The sequence below is a fragment of the Arthrobacter sp. BG3 genome (assembly GCF_056680185.1).
This window is the reverse complement of the sequence record NZ_CM155270.1, coordinates 118,408-142,248: the sequence shown is the minus strand read 5'-3', so window position 1 is coordinate 142,248 and position 23,841 is coordinate 118,408. Positions and strand designations below refer to the sequence as shown.

The window sequence follows — 23,841 nt, the reverse complement described above, 5'->3', positions numbered from 1 at the left end:
TTTACACGGCCAAGGGGGCCATATGCGGAGAGGGCGCTTCGGCGGGTCCTGTCCTGTCTCAGTTAAGTTGGCAACCGATTACGACGAAGTACGTTCCGACGTCAAGGAATCCCAAGACCGCTCCCTCGAGGCGCTGCAGTCCGCCAACGCCCCGGATGCCAGAATCGTCGTCCGGGACCTGGACGACGCCGACGCGCTGGATGACGCGATGACTCCCGGTGGAGAGTTCGTCGCTGAGGAACGTTCAGGTGATTCCCCAGCAACGACGGCGGACCGGAAGCCGGTCCGCCGTCGCACGGGTCGCCCGTTTAGGGTCCGGCAGTGGAAGCCACTGGGGTGCGCCAGCCGATCAGATCTTCGCGAGTCTGCCGACTGTGTCGGTGGCTTCTTCGTAGGCGCGACCGACGGCCAGGATGGCTGCCTCGGCGAAAGGCTTGCCCATGATCTGCATGCCCAAGGGCAAGCCGCTGGCGGAGAACCCGCAGGGAACCTGCAATGACGGCAACCCGAACAGGTTGGCGGGGATGGACAGCCGCACGTAACCGTCGGTTGCATCCTCCGGGCTGCCATCCGGCCAGTAATGGACCGGGTCTTCGGCCGGCAGCGCCGGGGCGAACACTGTCGGGGCGATGATGACATCCACTGCCTGCATCATGTCCTTCCAAGCCGCCTTCATCAACTGCCGGAACCTCAGCGCGTCGATGTAGTCGGTGGCCAGCACCGTTTCACCCACCTCCAGCAGTCCGCGGACCTCTTCGGTGAACAGTTGAGGCGTTTCACGCAGGGCACGCCGGTGGTAGGCGCTGGCCTCGGGCATCATGATGCCCCACCCGGCTGCCTTCAGGTATCCGGCTTGCGGGATTTCCACCGGCACGACGACTGCGCCCAAGCCCTCCAGGACCTGCACGGCGGTCTTGACCGCCTGCTCCGTTTCGTAGTCCAGTTTCTCCGTGAAGTAGTTGACTGGGATGCCGATTCGCACGCCCCTCACCCCTGCGTCCATGCCGCTGGTGAAATCGGGAACAGCCACGTTTGCCGATCCGGGATCTCGGGGGTCGTAGCCCGCGATGGCGTTGAGCACCAATGCGGCGTCGGTGACGTTGCGGGTCAGCGGGCCGACATGGTCCAGGGACCAAGACAGCGAGGCGACCCCGTAGCGGGACACTCGCCCGTAGGTCGGTTTCAGGCCGACGGTTCCGCAGAGGGAGGCGGGGATGCGGATTGAGCCGCCGGTGTCCGAGCCCAGTGCGGCCAGCACGCCGCCGTATGCGACAGCGGCCCCGGAACCGCCGCTGGAACCGCCGGGGATCTTGGCCAGGTTCCACGGGTTGCGGGTGGTGGGCGTGACACCACCAAAGGCGAACTCGTGGGTGTGCGTTTTGCCCACCATGACCATGCCGGCGGCGGTGAGCGCGTCGACTACGGCTGCGTTCGCGTCCGGAATGAAGTGTTCCCGTACTTTTGAGCTGGATGTGGTGGGGACGCCCGCCGTGTTGATCAGGTCCTTGATGCCGACGGGGATGCCGTGCAGCGGGCCGCGGTAGTTGCCCTGTTCGATTTCGGCTGTGGCCAGCTTCGCCTGCGCTAGGGCCAGGTCCGCCGTGACGGTGGCGAACGCGTTGACGCGTTCTTCCACGGCTTCGATGCGGGCTAGCGCCGACTCCGTCAGTTCAAGGGGTGTCAATTCCCCGGACGCGATGCTGGCGGAAGCTTCGGAGAGGGAGAGCTCATAGGGTTCCACGGATACTCCTCATTCCCAGGAAGCGTTGAAGGAGGTCGCCGGGGCTGTTTCGCCCAGGTCGACGGCTGCCAGGCTTTTCAGGAGCTCATGCACCGGGGCGGCGGCGGCAGCCAGTGCGGGCAGGCGCTCAGCGGGCAGGTTCAGGAGTGCCTGGTCGGTGGCTGCCTTCACGAAGGCGGTGTCGGGGGTGGTGGTGTTCGTCATTAAATCGTTTCCTCCTGGTTGGGCTGATGATCGGCGGAGCGGACGTCAACGGGCCTGGAAAACGACCGCCAGGTCCTCGTACTTCACTTCGGGCAGGTCGAACAGAGTGTCGGCTGCGGCGCGAGCCTGGCCGTAGCGGCGAGACCAGCGCTCCAGTTCCTCGGTGCTCGGGGTCACGCCGGCCGCGACGTATGCGGCTTCAAGCTTCGTCATGGTTTCCACGGGTACTTTTCCTTCGAGTTGAGGTTCGGGTTCAGCTTCGGTTTGGGAATTCAGGCGTGGTTGCGGGTACGGCTCATACGTGCGGGCACGGAAGCATGTCGGATCACTTGGCCGGTTGCAGTTCCCCGGTGAGCACCGGTGCCTGGCGCAGGTGGTAGTCGGTACTTCGCTGGAAGGCGTGGCCGACCTTGAGCACAGTGGCCTCGTCGAACGCGGCGCCGGTGATTTCGACGCCGAGCGGCAGTCCGGCGTCGGTGTAGCCGAAGGGTACGGACATGGAGGGGTTGCCAGTGCCGTTCCAGTAACCGGTGAGGTTGACGGTGGCCGGTCCGTCCCACATGTTGTAGACCTGGTCGAAATCCAGCGCTCCCGCCGTCGTCGTCGGACTGACGATTACGTCAACTTCCTGCAGCAGCGCGGCGATGGCCTTGACGCCGACCCGGCGTATGCGCTGCGCTTGGATCACGTCGGCGGCTGAGTAGAACGGTGCCATGGCGATGCAGTCACGCAGGCCGCGGGAGTAGTTGTCCCACTGGTCGCGTAGGTCATTGCGGTGATAGGCGAACGCCTCGGTGATCATCAGGATCAGCGACGCTGTGGAGACTTCATCGTGGAACGGTAGGGTCACGGGCACCACTGTCGCGCCGCGGGCTCTCAGGACTTCCTCCAAGGCATCGAAGGATGCCGCCAGTTCGGCCTTAGCGGACAGGCCTGTGTATTTGCGCTTCAACCGGTCGATCCCGATGCGCATGCCGGTCAGGTCACCGGTCAGTCCCGCGGTGTAGTCGGTCACCGGCTCATCCGCAACAGCGTGATCGTCCGGTCCGTGGCCGGCCATGACGTTGAGCATCACCGCGCAGTCATATGCGCTCCGGGCCATCGGGCCAATGTGGTCCAGGGAGAAGCCCAGCGGTGCGCAGCCATCTTTAGGCACCCGCCCGAATGTTGCCTTCAGCCCGGTGATGCCGCAATTGGCGGCCGGGATGCGGATGCTGCCGCCGGTGTCGGTACCCAGGCCGCCCAGGAACATTTCGGATGCGACACCGCCGCCTGTCCCGGAGCTCGAACCGCCTGTCCACCTGTCCGTGTTCCACGGGTTACGCGGAATCGGGAAAGGCTTGCTGAAGTCGGGGGTGCCGATGGCGAACTCCATGGTGGTTGACTTGCCGACGATGATCGCTCCGGCCGCACGCAGGCGGGCCACCACGGTGGCGTCACCGGAGAATGACGATGAGTCGAAGACCAGGCTTTGGCAGGTGGTGGGCCCCTCCTCTGTGGTAATGATGTCCTTGATGCCAATGGGGATGCCTGCCAGCTGACCGAGTTTCGCTCCCCGGGCGCGGGCATCGTCACTGGCCTGCGCTGCCGCTAGGGCACTTTCGTTGTAGCGGGCCATAAAGACGCCGAGCGTGCCATCCAGGACGTCGGCGCGATCGATGGCTTCCGTGACGAGTTCAACGCTGGTGACGGTTCCGCTCTGGAGGTCCTGCAGGGCGCTTTCGATGGTGCGGGTCATGATGTTTTCCTTTCGGGGAACACAGGGTTCTGTTCAAGCGGCTGCGGAAATTTCGGGTTCCAGGACCGCGTCGAGAAGTTTGCGGGTCAGGTCGGACTGTGGTGCCTGGAACATGTCGTCGACGGAGCCCGCTTCAACCAGGACGCCGTGATTGAGCACGGCAGCCCTGTCGCACATGAATTCGACCAGTGCCAGGTTGTGGGTGATGAGCATCATGGTCAGGTGCCGCTCCTGCTGCAGGTCCTTAAGGAGGTTGAGGATCTGCGCCTGCACCGAGACGTCCAGGGCCGCTGTCGGTTCATCCAACACGATGAAATCGGGACGGGAGGCCAACGCCCGGGCGATACCGAGCCGCTGCTTTTGGCCGCCGGAAAACTCGTGGGCGTACCGGTCGTAGTGCAGTTCGCTCAGCCCCACCCGGTCCAGTAGGGCCAACACCTTGCTGCGGGCTTCCCTACGGGTGCACAGGTCGTACTGCAGCAGGCCGAAGGCGATCTGTTCCCCGACCGGACGGCGCGGGTTGAACGCAGAGCCCGAGTCCTGGAACACCATCTGGGTGCGGCGGCGCATCTGCCGTTGGTAGTTGCGGTCCAACTTGGAGATGTCGTTGCCGTCGAACAGGATGGTCCCCGACGTCGGTTCCACCAGGGAGAGCAGCATACGGCCGATGGTGGTTTTGCCGGAACCGGACTCTCCGATCAGTCCCCAGGTTTCGCCGCGCGAGATGTGGAAGGAGGTGTCCTCCACGGCGACGAAACTTCGGGCCGAGGTGCCGAACATCGATTTTGCGGAATATTCCTTGCGCAGATTCTCCACTCGAATCAGGGCGTCATAGGGATGCATATGCTTCCTCTCGCTGGACCGGCGAAGCCGGGAGGTTCTTGGTGAGCTCGAACAACCGGCGGTCCAGACGCGGCACGGCGCGTTCGGCAGGTGTGAGGTGCAGCCGCGGCACGGCGCTCATCAGCGCCTGGGTGTAGGCATGCTGCGGGTTCTCCAGCACCTCCTGCACGGTGCCCTTTTCCACGACTTTCCCGTAGCGCATGACGGCGACGGTCCGGCACATCCGGGCCACCACTCCGACGTCGTGCGTGACCATCAGGATGGCCGTGCCGCGGGCACGGTTGATGTCCACTAGCAGATCGACGATCTGCTTTTGAACGGTGGCGTCCAGCGCCGTCGTGGGTTCGTCAGCGATCAGGAGCTCGGGATTGCAGGACAGCGCCATGGCGATTAGGACGCGTTGCCGCTGCCCGCCGCTGAGTTCGTGCGGCAGGCTCCGGATCTTCCCCTCCGGATCAGGCATAGCCACCAGTTCGAGCGCTTCCATCGCGATCTTCCGAGCCTGGGTGGCGTTCACCTTCTGGTGCCGGCGGATCACCTCCATCAACTGCGAGCCAACCGAGAAGGACGGGTCCAGACCACTGAGGGCACCCTGGAACACCATGCCAATCTCGGAGCCGCGGAGTTTCTGCAGTTGCCTTTCGCTGAAGGTCAGCAGGTCTTGGCCCTTGAAGAGGACTTGGCCGCCGGCATTGCGGGCCCGGCGGGAGCCCAGCAGGCCCATCACTGACAGGCCTGTGACGCTCTTACCGGACCCGGATTCGCCCACGACGCCCAGGATGCCGCCGCGGGGGATCTCCAGGTCCACGCCGTCGACCGCTTTCACGATGCCGCCGTCGGTGTGGAAGTGGGTCTTGAGGTTCTTGATTTCCAGCAGCATGTCGGTCATTGCGTCTCCTAGCTGGTCTGTTTGTGCGGGTCGAGGGCGTCGCGGATGCCGTCACCGAGCAGGTTGAAGGCAAGGGCGACGACGAGGACGGCGAAGCCCGGAATAGTGGCCACGTGCGCGTAACCTTCGAGCAATACCTGACTGCCGTCGGAGGTCATGACACCCCAGTCGGGCGTGGGTGGGGTAATGCCCACGCCCAGGAAGCTCAGTCCGGAAGCGGTGACGATCATCAGGCCCATGGTGGAGGTCGCGTAGACCACCAACGGGGAGATGACGTTGGGCAGCAGCTGCCTGAACAGGATCTGGGCGCCGGTGGCGCCAGCCGCCCGGGCCGCCTCGATGTATTCCTTGCCGATTTCCTGCACGGTGGCGTTGTAGGCGACCCGGGTCATGTACGGCAGCAGGGTGATGCCGATGGCCATCATCACGTTACCCAGGCCCCCGCCAAACACGGCGGCGAGAGCCAGGGCCAGCAGGACGATCGGGAAGGCGAACACAGCGTCCAGCACCCGCATCGCTATGCCACCCAACCGGCTCTTGGTGGCACCGGCGAACAGGCCCAGGGCCAACGCGATCGGGAACACGCAGAGCACTGGCACAAACGCCACGGTGAGCGAGTATCGGCCTCCGTACAGCAGCCTGCTCCAGATATCCCGGCCCTGGCCGTCCAGTCCCAGCCAGTGGCCCGGAGTGAACATTGGCGCCAGCCGGCGGGAGCTGTCCCCTGCGTACGGGTCGTAGGAGGTCAGCAGCGGGGCGAGAATCGCGCCGCCCACGGCCAGGAGCAGGACGACCAGGGCGACGACCGCTGCCTTGTCCCGGGCGAAGGCGCGTAGAGCGAGCCTTTTCCGTGAGGACTGGCGGCGGGCCGGAATGCTGTCCGTGACAGGCTGTCGTTCTGCGGGTGGTTCGGGTGTGGGTGGAACCTGGGTTTCTTGCCGGGTTTCGTTGGTGATGATCTCAGCTGACATCAGGACGCCACCCCTCTGGGGTCGAGGAATGCAACGGCGAGGTCCGTCAGGAGGTTGATCACGACGAACATCAGGGCGATGAAGAGGATTCCTGCCTGGATGATAGGCAGGTCGTGGGCTGTGATGGAGGTGTAGAGCTGCTGTCCGAGTCCCGGCCAGTGGAAGACGACCTCCACGAAGATCACTCCCCCGAGTAGGTAGCCAACTTGCAGGCCCACGATGCCGACCACGGGCGGAAGCACGTTCCGTCCGGCGTGCTTCCAGAGGATGCTTTTCTCGCTGACTCCTGAGGCGCGCAGCACCCGGATGTAGTCCTGGTTGAGGGCGTCGATGACGACGCTGCGTGTCAGTCGGGCGATGACCGCCAGGGGCACCAGTGCGGCGATTGTTGCTGGCAGGATCAGGTGGTTGACCAAGTCGGGTGTTCCGCCCGGCATGCGGGCGTTGTACATGCCGCCGGTGGGGAACCAGTCCAGCGCCAGGCTGAAGATCGCGATGGCGGCCAGGGCTGCCCAGTAAACCGGCAGGCTGGCCCCGGCCAGGGACAGCGCCATGGCCAGCCGGTCAAAAATGCTGTACTGGTAGCGGGCGGCGATGAGTCCCAGCGGTACACCGAGGCCGACCGAAATGACCAGCGCGGCCACTGTCAGGATAAGGGTGTTGCCCAACCGGGGAAGGATGACGTCCGCCACGGGCTTGCCAAGGTTGACGCTGTTGCCCAAGTCCCCGGTCAGCAGGCCACCTAGGTAGTTCATGTACTGCGCTGCCGGCGGGTCATTCAGTCCCAGTTGCTGGCGCAGGCTCTGCACAGCTTGGTCGGTTGCACCGTTTCCGAGAATGGCGCGGGCAGGGTCACCGGGGACCAGCTGGACCAGCAGGAACACGATGATGGTGACGCCAAGCAGGACCAGGATGGCGGACGAGGATCGCTTGGCCAAGAGTTTGATCATGAGCCCAGCTCCACTTTGGTCAGGTCGTACCACTCCTCGCTGGGAAGGACGAAGTTCTTGACCCGCTTGGACAGGATGTACGGGGATTTGTCATTGACGATCGGGATCATCGGCAGGTCCGCCGTCGACATCTGGTTGGCCTGCTCCCAGTACTTGTTCGCCGTGTCCTCATCTGTTGCGGCGACCGCTTGGGCGATAACACCCTCCAGGTCAGCGTTCTGGTAGTACCCGGCATTGGGCCCGTTGGGGGCAATGAGGGAGCTGTTGGTTTCGATGCTCAGCCAGTACGGAGTGCTCATGCCCCACGACATCTGCGCCATCCCCACACCCGGTTCCAGGCCGGCGTTGAAGTGCGAGATGTAGGAGATCCACTCATAGGTCTTGATGTTGACCGTGATGCCGACCTTTTCGAGGTTCTGCTTGATGAATTCGGCCATGGGGACCGGAATCATCTGGCCGGACCCGTCCACGGAGGTTTCGATAGTGGTGGTGAAGCCGTTCGGGTAACCCGCTTCCGCCAGCAGTTGCTTGGCCTTCGCCGGGTCGTAGGGGTACTCCGGCGCTGAGGACTGGAGGTAGCCGGTGTTGGCCGGTGCCTGGACCTGGTAAGCGGGCAGCGCCGTGTCTTTGAGGATATCGGTGGCGAGGGATTTCCGGTCGATTGCATAGCTGATGGCCTGGCGCACCTTCAGGTTCTTCATCGGTTCTTCGTTCATGTTGGCGCTAAAGAACCACACGTGCGGCGGTGTGGCGTCGACCATTTCGAAGCCGTCGGACTGCAGGCCTGAGACGCTGTCAGGGGTCGGGACGGCGATGACGTCGGTTTCGCCACTGCGGATCGAGGCGACGCGGGCCGAGGCGTCAGGAATCGGTTTGAACACCACCCGGTCCAACTTCGGCGCACCGCCCCAGTAGTCGTCGTTGCGGACCATGCTGACGCGTTCGCCGCGGATCCGCTCCTCGAACTTGAACGGGCCGGTGCCCACCGGGTGGTCCGCAATTGCGTCGCCGTACTGCTTCAACGCGGCGGGACTAATGATGCCCGTGGATCCGGAACCGCCTTGGGCCATGAGCCGCAGGAGGGGCGAGAAGGGCTGGTCGAGGGTGAGTTTGATGGTGGCGTTGTCGACGACGTCGACGGCGCTGAGATGTTGCCAGACGAAGGTCGTGTTGCCCGCGGCCCGCGCGTTGTACTGCGGGGCTGACTTGTCCCACATGCGGCGGATGTTGTAGGCCACCGCGTCAGCATTGAATTCGGTCCCGTCGTGGAACTTCACGCCTTGGCGCAGGTGGAAGGTGTAGCTGAGCCCATCAGGTGAAATATCCCAGCTGGTAGCCAGCCCGGGGGCCAATGCGGGGACCGCGGCTTCGGAGGACGGCTTGGACAGATCCTCCGCGACCAGCCCATCAAACATTTGATGGCTGATGCGGTAGGTCACCCAACCGCCGCCGCCCTGGGGGTCAAGGATGTCAGGTTCGGATTCGATGCCAATGACCAGAGTGTTGTTGGCGGCAGTGTTACTTCCGCTGCCGCCGCCGCACGCCGTCAAGGCAAGGGCAGCAACCAGGCCAAGTGCACTGTAGCGGGCTGATCGTTTACCCAAGCGCGTAGAAAAGCTCATATAAGGCGTCACTTTCTTGTAGATACTGACGCCTTTGGCTGGGAACAGCGGAGGACCGGGAGACCACGCATGCCAGCACAAGAAGGAACGTCAATCAGTTCTGGAGGCAATGGGGCCAATGGTCATTACAGGAACCCCGGGGCCGGCCGGCGTGGACATCGTCCACGCGCAATCGTTCGGGGAACTTGTTTTACAACCCTTTCGGTTCGATGTTTCGGCTGTAGATCCAATTTCGTAAACACTGGGTTTCTTCATGCCGTAATGTCCGACCTGCATTCGAAACAAAGGGCGACGGCCGGAAACCTGCGGGAAATATTGATCCGTAAGGGGCGCCGTGCGTTACAGCCGAGGGAGTTGTGCGCGACGCCCAATCGATGTCAGCACGGATCTGCATACCGCAATAGGACTTCTTGCATTAAACGCAATTCATCCGGGTCAACTAGCAGGCGCGGGCCCCAATGAGCCGGGAGTCGCGCGCCGGAAAAGCTTGGCTTCCGCATTTCCAATTAGCTGCCTCGATTCGTTATCGGGAGATACTCGAATCAAGATACGACCGGAGTTCTGGCGGAACTGCGGGGGACCGTTATGGACAACCAAGACAAGCCCGTCGATCCGGGTATTTCACCGAAACTTGCTGAGGGGGTTCATCTATGGAATTCCCAGTGCAAACGCAAGTTGCGCTCCGGCGTGGCCGGTGACGTGGTCCTTGTAGTGACAGGGCCCTACGGGCGAAGCGCCTAGCCTTCTCTGATGGTTTTTCTGGCAGATTCTGCCGCAGCGGTAGAACGGGAGTCTTCGCGGCCACCGCAACTCCCGTGGTTCGGGTGCCGATAATGGATCTTCCGTCGTTCTGGGGACTCGATGGGTTCCGCCGTGCTCCCGGGCAGAGGGTTCTGGTCATGAGGGGTTCTATTCACTCCGCCACGAGATGTACGAAGGAGGTGCAACACCATGGCGGAATTTTTCAAGCTGAACGGTACCAACGGGAGTTAGGCGGCTGACTGTTCAGTGTTTTCCTTGGGCTGATTGATCCATGCGGGCCCGGGCAGGGCCAGGATTTTGGGGTCGGTGGTTTTGGTGAAGCGGTTGGGGTGTCTCGCCCTCGCTGCGGCGAGGATTGCGGAGCGTTCCTTGGCGATGCCGGCGGCGAGCCTGTAATGGACGTTCGCGGGCGTGTGGAAGCCGATCCCGGAATGCTGGTGGTGATGGTTGTACCAGTCCACAAACTCGCTGATAAAGGCCCTGGCATCGCCAAGTGAAGCGAAGCGTTCGGGAAACATGGGCCCGTATTTCATGGTCTTGAAGAGGCTTTCTGAGTACGGATTATCGTTGCTCACCCGGGGCCGGGAATGTGACCGGGTGACCTCCAAGTCCGAGAGCAGCGCGGCCACAGTCTTGGACGTCATCGAGGTCCCCCGATCCGCATGCACCACTTGCGGGATGCCGTGGATACCGAAGATTTCCTTCATCATCTCCACCGCTAGAACCGCAGATTCGCTGGCGTGCACGTGCGCGCCGACAATGAAGCGGGAGTGGATGTCGACCATCATGTAGCAGTCGTAGTATCTGCCCTTCACGGGCCCGGCCAGCTTCGTAATGTCCCACGTCAGCACCTGGCCCGGGGCGGTGGCCACGAGTTCGGGAACGGCCCGGGGAGGGTGCTTGGCCAGGCGGCGGCGTTCCTTGACCTGTTTGTTCTCCTCCAACACCCGGTAGAACGTTGACAATGAACCCAGATAGACGCCCGCATCCAGGAGCTTCGCATAGACCTGCATCGGGGCCAGGTCCACGAACTCGGGGGCGTTCAACACCGCCAACACCGCAGCCCGCTCGGCAGGGCTGAGCTTGTTCGGTGGCGTCACCGCCGCCGCCTCCCGGGGCGGTGAGATCTTGCGGTAAACCGTGGTGCGTGAGACGCCGGTCAGGGAGGCCGCCCGCCGGGTGGGGACCTGTTGTTGGCGCAGGCCGTGGTAGGCGGCCATCAGTTCATCTTGGACTTCGGCTCGTCCGGTGATTCCTGAATGGCGTTCTCTAAGAACGCCGAGAGTTTTTCCATGATTCCCAGGGCTGCCTCGGATCGTTTCAACCGGCTCTCACTCACCCCCAGCTGGCGGCGCAACCGCGCGATCTCAGCCTGCTCCGCCGACAGCTTCCCGATTGTCTCCCCGGGCTTCTTGCCCGCCAAAACGCCTGCATCACGGAGCCGGCGCCATTCAGTCATCTGCGAGGAATACAGGCCCTCGCGGCGCAGGAACGCACCCCCTTCGTTGCCTTGGCATGCCGCCTCGTACGAGGCCAAATATTCAAGCTTCTGCACTGGGGTGAACGACCGTCGCTGGGTCGGTCCACCAGAACGCGGTCCGGGACTGTTCATAGGACCATCTTGGCCTACGGCACTCAAAACTGGACTGGACATGATTACTGGATTCCTCGTTCTCGCCCCACGCGATTAAGCGGACTTGCTATGAGCCCTTGGTACCGTTCCAGCCTGACACGTAGGGTGGCGCTCGTTGATTCCCAGTCATCCGCTGTCCCTGATGTTGGTGCTCAGTCGAGGCCGAGCCCCGGCCAAGGCTCGGGCATTTGGGTGACACCGGGTGGAATCACGGCGCGGATCAGACCGGCTTCCTCCATGCCGACAGGGCTGCGGCCCTTTTGCTGTTTGGTGCATCACAGTGGTCAAAAAAGGGTGTGCACAATGTGCACACCCTGGGCCTCGGATCGGGTCGTACTGGTGCCGGACTGGGCCGGATTGCGGAGGTTTTCGGGGGAGTGGCGGAAAATCAAGGGCTGGAACCCGGTTCGAGTCCCACCTCGGGCACAGTGTTTCCGCAGGTCAGAGGCTTTTTAGTGCTTTTTTCGTGTGCACATTGTGCACACTCTCGCCTCTGATCTGATGTTCCGGGTGTGTGGGGTCCCGGGTACGGCCTATTTGGTTGTGTGGGGGAGCGGCTCACTACGGCGGAGCGGGTACCGCCCTGGGGGGTCTCTTTTGGGTGTTCATCCTCGTTCGTCCTTCCGTCGGGTTTTCGCTTTCACTACTTCATGGTGGCTAGGGCCGTCTACAACATGACTTGCTGAATATTCCTTAGTTCGACCAAGGGTTGCGGCCGGTCCGGAATTTCCGCTCTGATACCAGTTCATGAAGGAATCCGGAGGGGACGGCATGACATGGCAACGGATCCGGAGCTGATCATGAGCTCGCTGAGCCTGGCCAGTAGGCAGGGCGGGCCGGCCTAGAGGGCGAGTTGCAGAAACTGGTGCGCTTTGCTGCCTCTGCCTTCTCACCAGCTAACTCGGCGCTGCAGCCATTATTATCCCTGTCATCGGCGCATCCTGCTTCTGGGTATCCGGCGTCGCTGTCCTCGCTGTTTTGGCAGTGGGAGCTGGCCACGTTGCCCTTAATCAGTCCCGACGATCTCGGCCGCCGGCCTCAACGCATGCTGGGCGCGCAGCGCGGCGACGACCCAGACCGGATCAGTACCGAGCGCCTGCGGCGATCGCGGCGGTCGTTCATTGATACGCGCTCCCCGGCGAGCCGGGGGTTCTCTGTTCTCAGACCGCCAATGACCAATCAGCGCGCGTCGCGGCGAAGCTCGGGTTCACCGAGGCCGCGGCCTCTGGCGGACGGGCGGAGCCCGTAGCCCAAGTTTCCCAGCACGTCCACGTCCTGTGCGGATTCGTGACGCAGAGCGATTCCCCCGAGGACTTCGCCGTCCTCGACGATCCACCGAAAGGTGCAGCCTTCATCGCCAGGCGACGCTTCCTTGGGGAAGAGCCGATCGACGAACACGCGGAATCCTAGCCACGCCGGATGCAGGCAACCGAAGGACGGACGAGCAGAGACATAGTCCAACGCTACCGTCCACGAGCGGCACGGTGGGGGATCCTCCACCGGATGCCGACGTCCCACGTGGTCGAGTTTCGGATGGTGCGCTGGTAGGACAGCACTGCTCCGTCGATTCGAGCGCGCCCGTAAGCCAGCGCCACCGGGCCGGCACCCGGCTGGGTTCAAGCGGGCGGCGGCGGAAGCTGGAAGATGAACCGATCATCGGGGGACCACGTGTTCTCGTCGTCGCGTCGGTAGCCGCGCAGCCACGCTTGACCGTGTGCGACGCGAAGATAGAAGCCTTTCGGATATTCGTAGCGTTTAGGCCAGACCGAGGATGTCCGCGCCTGACAGGGTCGTCAGGCCGTAGCGTTAAGGTCCCACGCCTCTGCGCAGCCTCCGTGTGCCCAGAAGCCGAGCGAGAGATCCAGCAGGGTGAAATGTCGGTCGTCCAGACCGTCCGTGGCCGCCCGGCGCAGAACGTTGACGTCCATCGATTTCCTCCGGTGCGGGACGTCTTTTTCCGGTACCGCGAGCACAAACGATGGCGAAGCAGGCTCAGCCAACGGCCTTACCCTGGCTTCGCGATCTTTGTGGTCAAGCTCTTCCTCTGAATCCCGGCGATGCTGGCCCGCGGTGCTCATACGCTGCGGGTGCGGGTTGCCGGGATGATCTCCAGTCGGAGTCGGCACGTATTCGGCCTCGCCGCCGGGGGAGAAGCGCCCTAAGGGTGCTGTGCGTTCTCGCTTATTTCTGCATAGTCCCTCCGGGACGTGTCCGAAACTAGGGCGTTTTTTCCTCTGGCTCCAGAGGACTGAGTCGCTGAGCCAGAACTCATAGGGCCACAAACGTCAAGGAGCTCTAACGAAAACCGCGACATCACTCTTGAGCGAGACGGCCGGTTCATGTCCGGTAGGCCTATTTCCTCCATGGACAGCTGCCGGTCAGCCGGTGCGGTGTCAGATAGGGGAGACTGTGTCTTGACGCTCAATCCGGTCGAATTGCACGACCGCTGCAGCGACACCGTCCTCAGCCCGAATCTCGGCTCCGAAGGCCGCGGCCCTGGACCGCATGGCCGTGTCCGCCAGCGTGTCGCTGAGCGCTGCGGCCAGCCGTTCGCTCGTGAGTTGGCGTCGCGGAATGGGTGTCGGTCCGGCACCCAGTGCCGAGACCCGGGCTCCCCAGAACGGCTGGTCCGCGCCGAACGGGATCACGATCGCCGGTATGCCCGCCCGCAGGGCAGCCCCCGTGGTGCCCGCGCCGCCGTGGTGCACCGCGGCCGCAACGCGGGGGAACAACCAGTCATGCGGGACGGCATCCGCCACGAACATGTCGTCGGCTTCCGGTATCGATGCCAGCCCGCCCCAGCCGGACAACAACACCGCCCGCACGCCGGCGGCACGCACGGCGGAGAGCACGCTCGCCGTGAACCGGGCCGGGTCCTCGCCGGTCATACTGCCGAACCCGATGCTCACCACCGGGCCCTCCCGGGCGAGGAACTCCTCGAGCGCCGGAGGCGGAGTCCAATTGGATGAGTCGGCGAACCAGTAGCCGGTGACATGGCGCTCGGTCCCGGGCCGGTTTGGCACCTGTAACAGCCGCGGGCTGAAGCCGTAGAGGACGGGCTGGCCGTTCGCTGCGGTAGGCGGTCCGCTCAGCTTGAGCACGGAGGATCGTGCCGACATCATGGGGCGCTTAAACGGCGTCCAGAGAGCCAGATCCGACAGGGTGTGGCCAAGGCGTCGCCCCGGGCGCCCGAGCCAAGTCGGCATTCCCGCGAACAGGACGCCAGGGTAGTCGCCAGTTGGGGCATCAACCGGCTGCAGGTGCGTGGGGATGAAGGGAACACCGAGCTTGTCGGCGACCGAGAGCCCGACGACCATGCCGCCCACTCCGCCGGTTAGCAGATCGGCCCCCTCGCCCGCCTCGAGCGTTTCCCTGGTCCAGGCCTCCATGCGGGTGGTCATTTCGCCCGCCACCGCACGCATGCTCGCGATCGGGCCGCGCTTGGACATCGACCCCACACGCCGGGCATCGGCCTGGGCGTTGCCCGAGAGCCCTGAGAAGGCCAGACCCCGGCTGGTGGCCATCGACGCGAAGTCCGCCGGTGCCACCACGCGCACGTTGTGTCCGGCCTCCTGGAGCCCGGCGCCCAACGCGATGTAGGGTTGCACGCCGCCTCGGGTGTCATTGGCTACGACGACGATGCGCACGCGGCTCCTTCGGACAGTGGGGCAAAGAGTGAACCGTAATGATACTTTAATGTAACGTCTATGATTCAGAAAGGCAACGCTTATGAGCGAACCGGCCTTGAACGAGGACATCCTCCGCGCTGCCGCCGAGGTTCTGGCCGAGCACGGGTGGCAGGAACTCACCCTGGAGCGCGTCGCCCACACGGCGGGATTGTCACGGGTGACTTTATACCGACGCGGCGTGACCAAGGAGAATCTTGTCGCGGCCCTGGCTGACCGGGCTACGCAGGGGTGGCAGTCCGCGATGTGGCCAGCACTCACCGGGCCAGGCAGTGGGGCGGAGCGGCTCTGCGCGGCGCTGCACGCCTGCTGCGCCGCCCTTGAGCTGCACCTTCCGCTGGTCGCCGCGCTCGAGTCATCCCCGCAGCCCGGTGTCGGCCCGGGTACACATCCGGGTCTGGGAGACCTGACCCCCATCGGGGGCCAGATGTCGGCCGCAACCACGGAGGTCTACATTGCTCCGTTCGAACGGCTACTGCGTGACGGCGCCGCCGACACCACCCTTGCCGAGCAGCCGGACCCGGCAGCTGCGGCCGTGTTGCTGTTCAGCATCGTGCCGGGCACCTATCTCCGCATGCGGACCGTCCACGGTTGGGAACCGGACCGAGCCACCGCACTCCTTAAAGACCTCGTTCTTCGCGGCCTCCTGCCCCGAAACGGTAGGTAGGACACGAAGACCACCGACGCCCTTAAGGCATACCGCGGTGCCTCCACACCGCGGGCGGGCATAATTACTGGGCCCGTCCTATGCGTCGGATCCAACCCATGCTGCCTGCTGCCGGAAGAAATCAGACTCTGCTGTTCCCGGCTCCCGCCGAAAACCCCTCAATCCCAGGGACACGGCTCAGAGCAGCAGTACCGTCGCAGAGTCACGAACCGCGAACGCGCCAGCGGCTTGGCCGCCTCTGGTCAACCTCCGCTTGTCAGGCCGTTCAGCGCCCAGTCCCTGGCCCTCATGGGGCGCTGGAGCGGCGTCTCTGGCAACCAGAGGACTGGCGACCCGTCACTGTACTTTGGGTTTTCCCGTTGAGCGATGCCCTCCATCTCATCCTGAGACAGGTAGCCACACCAGAGGCAATTCCAGCCATTTCCCCTCACGGCCGCGGAATACTCTTTGCACGTCTCACCGCACTTGCCACACAGGGCGGTCAAGCGCTCACGCCTCATAACATCTGTCACTTGCCGTCCTTTCTCCATGCGATCCACACAGCTGCTATCCCAACCCAGCGATAATTGCCAGTTAGGAGCTATGTCGCCACGCTAGAGGCACAAACAGCGGGTCAACAGGGGCTTAGGGCGTGTCTCCCAATTGGGTCTCGTCTGCTTTGGCATGCTTGAATCATGTCGCGTACTGCCGTCCTGACCGATGCCCAATGGGAGCGGATTGAATCCTTGATGCCCAGCTCCGACGGGAGCCGTGGGAGACCGTTTCAAAACCACCGGCTGATCGTTGAAGGCATCATCTACCGTTTCCGGGCGGGAATTCCCTGGCGCGACCTGCCGGAGACCTTCGGCCCGTGGCAGACAGTCTGGAAACGCCACCGCCGCTTCAGTGGCGACGGAACCTGGGACAAAATCCACTCCCGGATCCTGGCGGAGGCCGACGCGGCCGGGATGATCGACTGGGAAGTCTCCGTGGACTCCACGGTCAACCGGGCCCACCAGCACGCCACGAACCTCACCCGCCACACAGGGGGACCTGTCGAATTACATGAATCTGTTAGAGGAACCGCCTGACCACGGGATCGGCAGGTCCCGCGGCGGGCTGACAACGAAGATCCATCACCTCTGCGACGGCAAGATGCGCCCGCTGGTCATGCTGCTCGGTCCCGGGCAGGGCGGGGACTCCCCAATGTTCCCGCACCTGCTGGACTCCCTCAGCGTTCCCCGGCTGGGTCCGGGCCGGGCCCGTTCCCGCCCGGCCCGGGCCCTGGCGGATAAGGCGTACTCCTCAAAGGCCAACCGGGATCTTCTGCGCCGGCGCGGCATCCAGGCGGTGATCCCGGAACGCTCCGATCAGGAAGCGAACCGCAAACGCCGCGGCAGCAAAGGCGGCAGACCAGTAGGGCTGGACACGGAAGCCTACAAGCGACGAAACGTCGTCGAACGGTCCTTCAACATCTTCAAGCAATGGCGCGGACTCGCCACCCGGTACGACAAGCTCGCCCTGACCTACCGCGGCGGAGTCGTCCTCCGCGCCATCACCATCTGGCTCAAGGAATTAGGAGACATGCCCTAGTACTACAGTCGCGTTTATGGGGTATGTCCGCGGGCTTTGTAATGACTATGTCGTGCGCGGTGTTGGTGTTTTCGTCGCCAGGTTGAGTGTTCCAGGACGCGCTTTGGACTGGTGGTGCGGTGCCAGACGAGCCGGACGAGCAGCCGCCTGATTTCGGGCAGCGAGAGCCGGATCAGTTCCATGTCTCCGGCGGCAGGGCCCCTTTTTTGGAGCGGACCACAGTCAGGAAGGCCTGGGCGAACATGGAGAGGGTGATGTGGCGGTACCAGCCGGTGTATTGGCGCACTTGGTAGTGGTCCAGTCCGGTTTCCCCTTTGGAGGTTTGGAAGGTTTCCTCGATGGCCCAGCGGGCGCCGGCGATCCTCACCAGCTCGGCCAGCGAGACCCGGTTCGGGCCATGGCAGATGTAGTAAGCCAGATCGGAGGGGTCTTTCAGGGAGCGGCGGGCCAATAGCCAGTGTTCCCCTGTTTCGGCGGGTCCGTTGATGCGGGTGCGTGCCCAGGAATACCGGCGGTCGCCCTTGGTCCCGGCCCCGGCCGTCCGGGTCCGCCAGGCATTGGCGCGCAGCGAGGCGATGAGCCTATCGGCGCGCCATTGCTCGCCGATCCCGGTGGTGGGGGCGATGACGTTCTGGTTCATGGGAATCGCCAGCACGTAGTGCAACCCCTTGGCTTCCAGACGGCGGCGCAGCCCCGTGTGCTGCCCGTAGACCGCGTCCCCGGTGGCCCAGCGGGCAGGGATCCCGGCATCCAGGGCGCGGTCGATCATGTCCGCTGCCAGTACCGGTTTCGTGGCGAATTCCCGGGTTTTGGGGATCCCGGCCCGGGCGCATCTTTCCCGGTCATCGGCCCAGGCTTTAGGCAGGTAGAGTTCCCGGTCCAGCAGGGTGCGCCCAGCCGGGGCGGAGTACGTCAGGAACACCCCGATCTGGCAGTTCTCCACGCGCCCGGCGGTGCCCGAATACTGGCGTGCGACCCCGGCTGAGGCGGCACCCTTCTTGAGGAATCCGGTCTCGTCAATGATCAGGATCCCGTCCGGATCGCCCAGGTGGCGGTTGACGTAGGCATACAGGTCATCCCGCACGGCGTCCGGGTCCCAGTCGGTGGTCGAGAGCAGGCGTTGCATGCCATCCGGGGTGCCGTGCCCGGCGCGTTCGGACAGGGTCCAGGAGTTCTTGCGTTCCTCGTCCGACAGCAGCCCTCGCACATACCCCACAGCGTTTCGCCGCGGTTCGGACCGGGCAAACCGGTGCCCAATCAGATCGCCGATTTCTTCCAGACCTTCGGCCCACTCTTCTACGTCCGCCACACAAATATCATCACTCACCACCAACGATTAACAGGCCGCGAGCGGAAAGTCCGGTTAAACCGCCGATACAGCCAAAATTAAACGCAACTGTAGTACTAGTCCCTCACACAGACCGAGTGTGTGGATCTGATTGGGACCCTAAGAACAGCCTCTCGGCCAGACGCCCCATGAGGCACCACGGTGCAGGGGCTGCGGTTTCGCGTAAAAACGGGAAAGCCCCTCGTGCACTCGACCATGAGCTCGCTTTCCATCTGCGTCAGGGAAGCCACTACGTTGAGGACGAAACCGCCCGGAGGCGGTCGTGGTTTCGATCGAGTCCGTGAGGCTGGCAAAACCGCTGCCGCGTTCGTTCAGGCCGCCGGCGACATCCGGCAGGTCCGTCACCTTGCGGCCAAGACGTTCCAGCTTCCACGATGAGCGTGTCACCCTCCCGGAGCGTTTCCAACGCCTTGGCGAGGCCCGACCGGCCGGCCTTGGTGCCGCTCGTCATGTCTTCAAATATTTGGCACGTCCCGCACCCTTCAGGTCACCCCACCTGCAGATCAAGGTCATGTATCCGTGTTCGTCGAGCGCATGGATGTCCGGGATTCGTTGCACTTCGCCGTGCCCCCCGGCGCCGGGCACAGGGAACGGTTCAATGAAATCAAAGGTCAACAGGCCGCGAGTGGGCGGGCTGTTTCAGTGGTCGTCCTCACTGAGGTGAATACGATCCTCGGCTGAGGATTCACGGTCCGCTTTCGAATCGGCCCGGTCATGGGCCGCAGCCCGACGCTCACCCTGCCCGGCGTAGGTACTGTTCGGGTCTGTGAAAGCCTCCAAATCGGCGACCCGCTCCCGTTCATCGGCGACGGCGTCTCGTGCCGTTGCTTCATCATCCCGGCCGCTCGCGTCCTCGAGAATCTTCTGGGTCTTCTCCCCGCGTCGTACTCGGTCGAGATCGTCGGATTCGTCTTTAGTCAAATGGCACAGCTCGGATTGATCGTTAGGATCGCCACTGTCGGCGCCCGAGGTGGAGGCTCCCATGGGCTAAGCAAACACCACAGATAGCATTGTGTCGACCCGGCATTGCCGTATGGCCCACCCCCAACGGGTTTGTTGGGCCATATCCGCGCCGGGGCTATTGCGGTCCCGGGCTTGGCCCGGAGGCGTGCTCCTCTTGCGGGGCGTGGGCGCGCCGCTGGAGTTCGAATTCGACGAGCACGAGGAGCTCCCCGGCTGCCGTGGGTCCTCCGAGGTCCTGAACATGCCGCAGCGATTGGCGCAATTTCACCAGGTCGTCTGTCGGCATCATGGGCCACCGTCTGAAGGTATGGAATACCCTGTCCCGGCGTCCTGGCGCGGCCCTGTCGATCACGCTGCCAGCTTCGCTGTGAGGTCCGGACGGCGGTGCCCGGGACTGGCGTCCAACGGATGTGGGGAAAGAATTCGCACTCCGGAGTTCGTGAGCGTCCGAACAGCCTCAGGGTGCCCGGTGTGCAGCAGGTCCAGGTCAAGGTGAATGGCAAAGCCGGGCAGGACGCGGCCGGCGCGGCCCACTAAAGCGAGGACGGCCCGGACGTTGTTGGGGGTGAATCTTCCGGCGGATCTGAGCGTAACGGTCGTTGCGTCCATGTCGACGGCAACGGTGACGGCGAGTTTTGCGGTCATAGGGAAAGCGTCCTCTACGAAGCACTGACGGCCGCTCTCTTGACCTCTCCCAGAGTACCGGGATTGCTGCAGGCAATCTGTCTTTGTGCCGCAGGTCACGCGGTTGGTGCTGCTGGTCTGATCAGGGCTCTGCAACAAGAGCGAAAGGTGCCTCGCTGCGCCCCCCGGAAGGCCCTCCTTCATGAGGGCCCCGGCGCAGCATCTCGCTCCAGGAGCTCCAGGAGAGGGTGGGAAGGCCGTTTGACCCTAACTGAGGTCCATTGACCCGGGATAAGCATGGAAATACCGCGGCGGTGCGTTTCTATGGATGCGGTTGAAGCCGGGGTAGGTGGTCCGGGCAGGGTCTGGGTCTTCGCCCGGACCGCCGCACCAGCCGGGCCGCCTTGGGGTGGAGCAGTGCGTCGCGCCCCTCGAAAGGGGTGGATGCCGGGCTTGGGTTGAACCGTGTCATGAAAGTCATGACTAACTTTCAATCCCTTCCCAAATCCGGCTGCCGGATCCGGTTGTTGCCATCACGGGAACATCAGCGGAACCGGTACTGGCTTCGCGACAGGTCTGCGCCGGCCACGAGGCCGACGGCAGGGCATTTAGCGGAAAGCGGTCGACAAAATGAGCAAAATGCGTACTGCTGGCCGTCACACTGTTGCTTCAACTGGCTGGACCGGTTGGGTCCATTTCGCCGGAGTCATTCTTATCATCAACGGCTTTTTCAGCGGCTGTCTGGGTCTCGTTTCGCTCACCGGTCCCGATGCTTACTATTTGTCGACCCCGGGCGCCCTGTTCCTTTCCGATGCGCAGGGGTGGGGCTGGTGGAATGTGGCTCTCGGAGTGTTCTTGACCCTCACCTCCCTCGCGCTCATCTCCGGTGCAACGTGGGCTCGAATCGTCGCTGTCGTCGTTGCCGGTCTCAGCGTGGTCGTTCAGCTGATGCTCATTCCGGTGCAGGCGTGGTGGTCCGTCATCGTGATCGTCATCGACGTGCTGATTATCTACGCAGTCATCGCCCACGGCGAGGAGCTACGGGCCGGAGAAACGCCGCCGAACGTCAGCTCCTAAACCGGAAACGCAATCACCATCTCAGGCTGAGGTCGTCCGCGGGCCGGCGTGCAGGTGCAGGGTGACTCGTGGGATACGCGGTGCGTGTTGTTTGGAAGTGCGGGGAAGTCAGGGTTGTTGTTCAGGCATCGAACCGGGCACTTGGCGGCACGTTGCCGGAGAGCCCGAGCAGCAGTTCTTCGGCGACTTGGTGTAGTTTTTGGTTCCGGTGGTTTGAGGCCCGGGTCAGGATGGCGAAGGCTGCTTCCTGGCTGCAGCGGTTTTGGGCCATGATGGCTCCACAGGCGAGGTCGATCGTTGACCGGCTTGTCATGGCGGCTTTGAGGTCTTCGGCCAGGAGCTGTTCGGTTCCTATCCGGACGGCCAGGCGCAATGCGTCGCCGGCGATCCTGGCGAAGTTTTCGGCGATGGCGATGGCTGCCGGGGTGAAGGCCCCGGCGGCGGGCGCGAACAGGTCAAGTGCGGCCCAGGAATCTTTGCCGAGCTTGAGCGGGATTCCGAGGACGGCGTGGTAGCCGCGGGTTGTGAGTTCGCGTTGGAAGTCGGGCCAGCGCGGGTCGCGGTTGACGTCGTTGAGCAGGACCGTGGTGTTGGTTTTCAGTGCCAGCGTGCAGGGGCCGCCGCCGAGGGCCTGCTCGATCTGGTCCAGGGTGCGTGCTTGCTCGCTGCTTCCGGCGATCGTGATGGTGCGCCGGCGCCGCCGCAACGCCACGGCGCACTCGACCGGATGTCCGATGGCCGGGCTGATGGTCCGGGTCGCGAAGAGCGTTAGCTGGTTCAGGAACTCGCTGACGGTGCCTGATTCCGTGATGAGCTCTTGGAGATCTGAGACGGCGGATTCATCGGAAGGACTTGTCATGGCCCCAGAATACGACGCACAGGGCCCGTGTGCGCTGTCTTCCTGTATCGGATGGCTGTGGCGGATTCGCCTCCCGTCGGCCGTGAGCGGCCGGGACAGCGCGGGTCGCTCCGCGGGTACTCGTTCCGTGGTGACAGGCGCCGACAAATTCCTGGGGCCGCAGCGACGTACCCCATGGCATGAGCTGCGACGAGGGACGCGCGCTGCAGCCAAATATTGATCGCGTTAAGGGGTTTGGAGCGCCTTTGGCCTGAATTAATCGTATACGGGCCCTCGTGCCGCTGGTGGCCCCCGGCGTGGATTGCGGAAGATGGAAGGGTCGCCGTTAGGCGGTCAGCTAACTAACCGCTATCCGGGAGAACATCATGAGCACCCCTCGTCGCGCCCTCATCCTCGTCGACGTCCAGCAGCAGTACTTCAACGGACCACTCGAGATCCAGTACCCGCCGCACGAGGAGTCTTTAGCGATGATCGTGCGGGCTGTCGACGCTGCTGCCGCTGCAGGGATCCCCATCGCGGCCGTACAACACAGTGCAGGCGAAGGCGCACCGGTCTTCGCACCGGGCACACCGGAATTTGAACTTCACCCCGACATCGAACGCCGCAGGACCGATACATGGAAGGGCGTCATCAAGCACTACGGCTCTGTTTACGCTGACACGGATCTCGCCGGTTGGCTGCGCCGGCATGACATCGACACCGTCACCCTCGTGGGCTACATGACGAACAGCTGCATCCTCGCCTCGGCCGTTGAAGCGGAGTTCCTCGGCTTCAACACCGAAGTTCTCTCAGATGCCACCGGGGCCATCAACCTCGCGAACGACGCAGGGTTCGCCGACGCAAAAACAGTGCACACCACGCAGCTCACGCTGTTGAACTCAAACTGGGCCGCCGTCAGCACGACCGATGCCTGGGCCGATGCCCTTGAAGCCCGGCAGGCTCTGAAAAAGAGCGATCTCGGAAGCTCGGCAATAGCCGGGGCTGCACACCTGACCCGGGCATAGCCGGCTTTCCCGGCGGGTCATGGGGCTCTCGGCCGAGCGGACCATGAAGGGGATGAAGGGAGGTGGAATCGTTATGCGGAGCATGAAGACTCAGTGCGCCGTGCGGGCGTGCCCTGGAGTCCGTAACGGGCGCGGCCAGGACCAGTGTGCAGCTGCGGTCGATCTTCCCCGGCAGGGTCAAGTTTTTCAGGGCAAAGAAGCGCCGCACCCTGTCACTGCGGGGTGCGGCAGTTTGGGGGAGGCCTCTGGTGGGGAGAAATGGGGGTGTGGACAGTGTCCACACTTTGCGTCCCGGACCGGGCCGAACCGGTGCCGGACTGGCCCGGATTCCGTATGTTTCGGCGGGAGCCCAGTGTTTTCGCGGGCTGGAACCCGGTTCGAGCCCCACCTCGGGCACGTGTTTTCCCTGTTCAGGGGGTTCTTGGTCTCTTTTCGTGTGGAGTCGCCGTCGTCGGGATTCCCAGCGTCGGACGTCTTCGATGAATGACCGCGGGGCTGTTCAGTCGACGATGAGCCGGTGCGTGGTGCATCCGGCCACTAATCCCGTGGATCCGCGCATCGAGCGGGTGGTGATGGAGGCGACCGGCGACTACTGGAAGGCGGTGTTCTACCTCCTCGAGGTGCATAAAGGCGATCGAGGCTGGTTCCCGGGACATCGCGGACCGCCGTGCTTATCCTCAAACCCGGT

At 63.6% G+C, this 23,841-nt stretch carries 21 protein-coding genes and 2 pseudogenes; 5 read left to right on the top strand and 18 right to left on the bottom strand.

Going from position 1 to position 23,841, the window contains the following annotated elements:
* Positions 1 to 67 precede the first annotated feature (67 nt).
* Positions 68 to 241 (top strand): annotated as a pseudogene (locus AC1MFL_RS00680) (DUF4193 family protein); the annotation flags it as partial.
* Between the two features lie 108 nt (positions 242 to 349).
* Here the strand turns inward: AC1MFL_RS00680 and AC1MFL_RS00675 are convergent.
* The 13 genes from AC1MFL_RS00675 to AC1MFL_RS00615 form a co-directional block, all read right to left on the bottom strand.
* On the bottom strand, positions 350 to 1,741 hold the full coding sequence (locus AC1MFL_RS00675) for an amidase (protein ID WP_479812627.1): 1,392 nt from the start codon (positions 1,739 to 1,741) through the stop codon (positions 350 to 352).
* A 9-nt stretch (positions 1,742 to 1,750) separates the two neighbouring features.
* The gene (locus AC1MFL_RS00670) at positions 1,751 to 1,945 is read right to left on the bottom strand and encodes a hypothetical protein (protein WP_479812625.1); all 195 of its coding nucleotides are present in this window, start codon (positions 1,943 to 1,945) and stop codon (positions 1,751 to 1,753) included.
* Between the two features lie 45 nt (positions 1,946 to 1,990).
* Positions 1,991 to 2,167 carry a hypothetical protein gene (locus AC1MFL_RS00665; RefSeq protein WP_479812623.1) on the bottom strand — a complete coding sequence of 59 codons (177 nt, stop codon included), beginning with the start codon at positions 2,165 to 2,167 and terminating at the stop codon, positions 1,991 to 1,993.
* Between the two features lie 103 nt (positions 2,168 to 2,270).
* On the bottom strand, positions 2,271 to 3,683 hold the full coding sequence (locus tag AC1MFL_RS00660; protein WP_479812621.1) for an amidase: 1,413 nt from the start codon (positions 3,681 to 3,683) through the stop codon (positions 2,271 to 2,273).
* Between the two features lie 33 nt (positions 3,684 to 3,716).
* On the bottom strand, positions 3,717 to 4,526 hold the full coding sequence (locus AC1MFL_RS00655) for an ABC transporter ATP-binding protein (RefSeq protein ID WP_479812619.1): 810 nt from the start codon (positions 4,524 to 4,526) through the stop codon (positions 3,717 to 3,719).
* Entirely contained in the window at positions 4,513 to 5,415 is a 903-nt protein-coding gene (locus AC1MFL_RS00650) for an ABC transporter ATP-binding protein (RefSeq protein WP_479812617.1), read from the bottom strand. Before AC1MFL_RS00650 ends, AC1MFL_RS00655 begins: the two co-directional genes overlap by 14 nt.
* Positions 5,416 to 5,423: 8 nt before the next feature.
* The gene (locus AC1MFL_RS00645; RefSeq protein ID WP_479812615.1) at positions 5,424 to 6,386 is read right to left on the bottom strand and encodes an ABC transporter permease; all 963 of its coding nucleotides are present in this window, start codon (positions 6,384 to 6,386) and stop codon (positions 5,424 to 5,426) included.
* Positions 6,386 to 7,336 carry an ABC transporter permease gene (locus AC1MFL_RS00640; RefSeq protein ID WP_479812613.1) on the bottom strand — a complete coding sequence of 317 codons (951 nt, stop codon included), beginning with the start codon at positions 7,334 to 7,336 and terminating at the stop codon, positions 6,386 to 6,388. The genes AC1MFL_RS00645 and AC1MFL_RS00640 overlap by 1 nt, the downstream gene beginning before the upstream one ends.
* Positions 7,333 to 8,940 carry an ABC transporter substrate-binding protein gene (locus AC1MFL_RS00635; protein WP_479812611.1) on the bottom strand — a complete coding sequence of 536 codons (1,608 nt, stop codon included), beginning with the start codon at positions 8,938 to 8,940 and terminating at the stop codon, positions 7,333 to 7,335. The genes AC1MFL_RS00640 and AC1MFL_RS00635 overlap by 4 nt, the downstream gene beginning before the upstream one ends.
* A 1,007-nt stretch (positions 8,941 to 9,947) precedes the next feature.
* Positions 9,948 to 11,332, bottom strand: a protein-coding gene (locus AC1MFL_RS00630) for an IS3 family transposase (protein ID WP_479812609.1) whose coding sequence is annotated in 2 segments (ribosomal slippage) — positions 9,948 to 11,014 and positions 11,014 to 11,332 — 1,386 coding nt in all. Because the reading frame shifts where the segments join, the coding sequence is not laid out codon by codon here.
* A gap of 1,200 nt (positions 11,333 to 12,532) precedes the next feature.
* Positions 12,533 to 12,751: a hypothetical protein gene (locus AC1MFL_RS00625; protein ID WP_479812607.1), complete on the bottom strand. Its 219-nt coding sequence runs from the start codon at positions 12,749 to 12,751 to the stop codon at positions 12,533 to 12,535.
* 395 nt (positions 12,752 to 13,146) lie between these two features.
* Positions 13,147 to 13,281: a hypothetical protein gene (locus AC1MFL_RS00620; RefSeq protein ID WP_479812605.1), complete on the bottom strand. Its 135-nt coding sequence runs from the start codon at positions 13,279 to 13,281 to the stop codon at positions 13,147 to 13,149.
* 465 nt (positions 13,282 to 13,746) lie between these two features.
* Entirely contained in the window at positions 13,747 to 15,000 is a 1,254-nt protein-coding gene (locus AC1MFL_RS00615; RefSeq protein ID WP_479812603.1) for a glycosyltransferase, read from the bottom strand.
* Between the two features lie 82 nt (positions 15,001 to 15,082).
* On the opposite strand from AC1MFL_RS00615, the gene AC1MFL_RS00610 reads away from it, so the two are divergent.
* On the top strand, positions 15,083 to 15,706 hold the full coding sequence (locus AC1MFL_RS00610) for a TetR/AcrR family transcriptional regulator (RefSeq protein WP_479812601.1): 624 nt from the start codon (positions 15,083 to 15,085) through the stop codon (positions 15,704 to 15,706).
* Positions 15,707 to 16,380: 674 nt separating this feature from the next.
* A pseudogene (locus AC1MFL_RS00605) lies at positions 16,381 to 17,278 on the top strand (IS5 family transposase).
* Positions 17,279 to 17,450: 172 nt separating this feature from the next.
* On the opposite strand, the gene AC1MFL_RS00600 reads toward AC1MFL_RS00605, so the two are convergent.
* The 4 genes from AC1MFL_RS00600 to AC1MFL_RS00585 all read right to left on the bottom strand — a co-directional run bounded on the left by AC1MFL_RS00600 (position 17,451) and on the right by AC1MFL_RS00585 (position 20,234).
* On the bottom strand, positions 17,451 to 18,587 hold the full coding sequence (locus AC1MFL_RS00600) for an IS701 family transposase (protein WP_479811773.1): 1,137 nt from the start codon (positions 18,585 to 18,587) through the stop codon (positions 17,451 to 17,453).
* Between the two features lie 678 nt (positions 18,588 to 19,265).
* Positions 19,266 to 19,610 carry a hypothetical protein gene (locus tag AC1MFL_RS00595; RefSeq protein ID WP_479812599.1) on the bottom strand — a complete coding sequence of 115 codons (345 nt, stop codon included), beginning with the start codon at positions 19,608 to 19,610 and terminating at the stop codon, positions 19,266 to 19,268.
* A 94-nt stretch (positions 19,611 to 19,704) separates the two neighbouring features.
* The gene (locus tag AC1MFL_RS00590) at positions 19,705 to 19,878 is read right to left on the bottom strand and encodes a hypothetical protein (RefSeq protein WP_479812597.1); all 174 of its coding nucleotides are present in this window, start codon (positions 19,876 to 19,878) and stop codon (positions 19,705 to 19,707) included.
* A 59-nt stretch (positions 19,879 to 19,937) separates the two neighbouring features.
* On the bottom strand, positions 19,938 to 20,234 hold the full coding sequence (locus tag AC1MFL_RS00585) for a hypothetical protein (RefSeq protein WP_479812595.1): 297 nt from the start codon (positions 20,232 to 20,234) through the stop codon (positions 19,938 to 19,940).
* Positions 20,235 to 20,843: 609 nt separating this feature from the next.
* On the opposite strand from AC1MFL_RS00585, the gene AC1MFL_RS00580 reads away from it, so the two are divergent.
* Positions 20,844 to 21,290 (top strand): DUF7144 family membrane protein, encoded by a 447-nt coding sequence (locus tag AC1MFL_RS00580; RefSeq protein ID WP_479812593.1) that lies wholly within the window; start codon positions 20,844 to 20,846, stop codon positions 21,288 to 21,290.
* A 121-nt stretch (positions 21,291 to 21,411) separates the two neighbouring features.
* Here AC1MFL_RS00580 and AC1MFL_RS00575 read toward each other — a convergent pair whose 3' ends face one another.
* A complete protein-coding gene (locus tag AC1MFL_RS00575; protein WP_479812591.1) occupies positions 21,412 to 22,149 on the bottom strand; it encodes a GAF and ANTAR domain-containing protein in 738 nt (245 codons plus the stop codon).
* A 365-nt stretch (positions 22,150 to 22,514) separates the two neighbouring features.
* On the opposite strand from AC1MFL_RS00575, the gene AC1MFL_RS00570 reads away from it, so the two are divergent.
* Positions 22,515 to 23,153 carry an isochorismatase family protein gene (locus AC1MFL_RS00570; RefSeq protein ID WP_479812589.1) on the top strand — a complete coding sequence of 213 codons (639 nt, stop codon included), beginning with the start codon at positions 22,515 to 22,517 and terminating at the stop codon, positions 23,151 to 23,153.
* Positions 23,154 to 23,841: the final 688 nt, after the last annotated feature.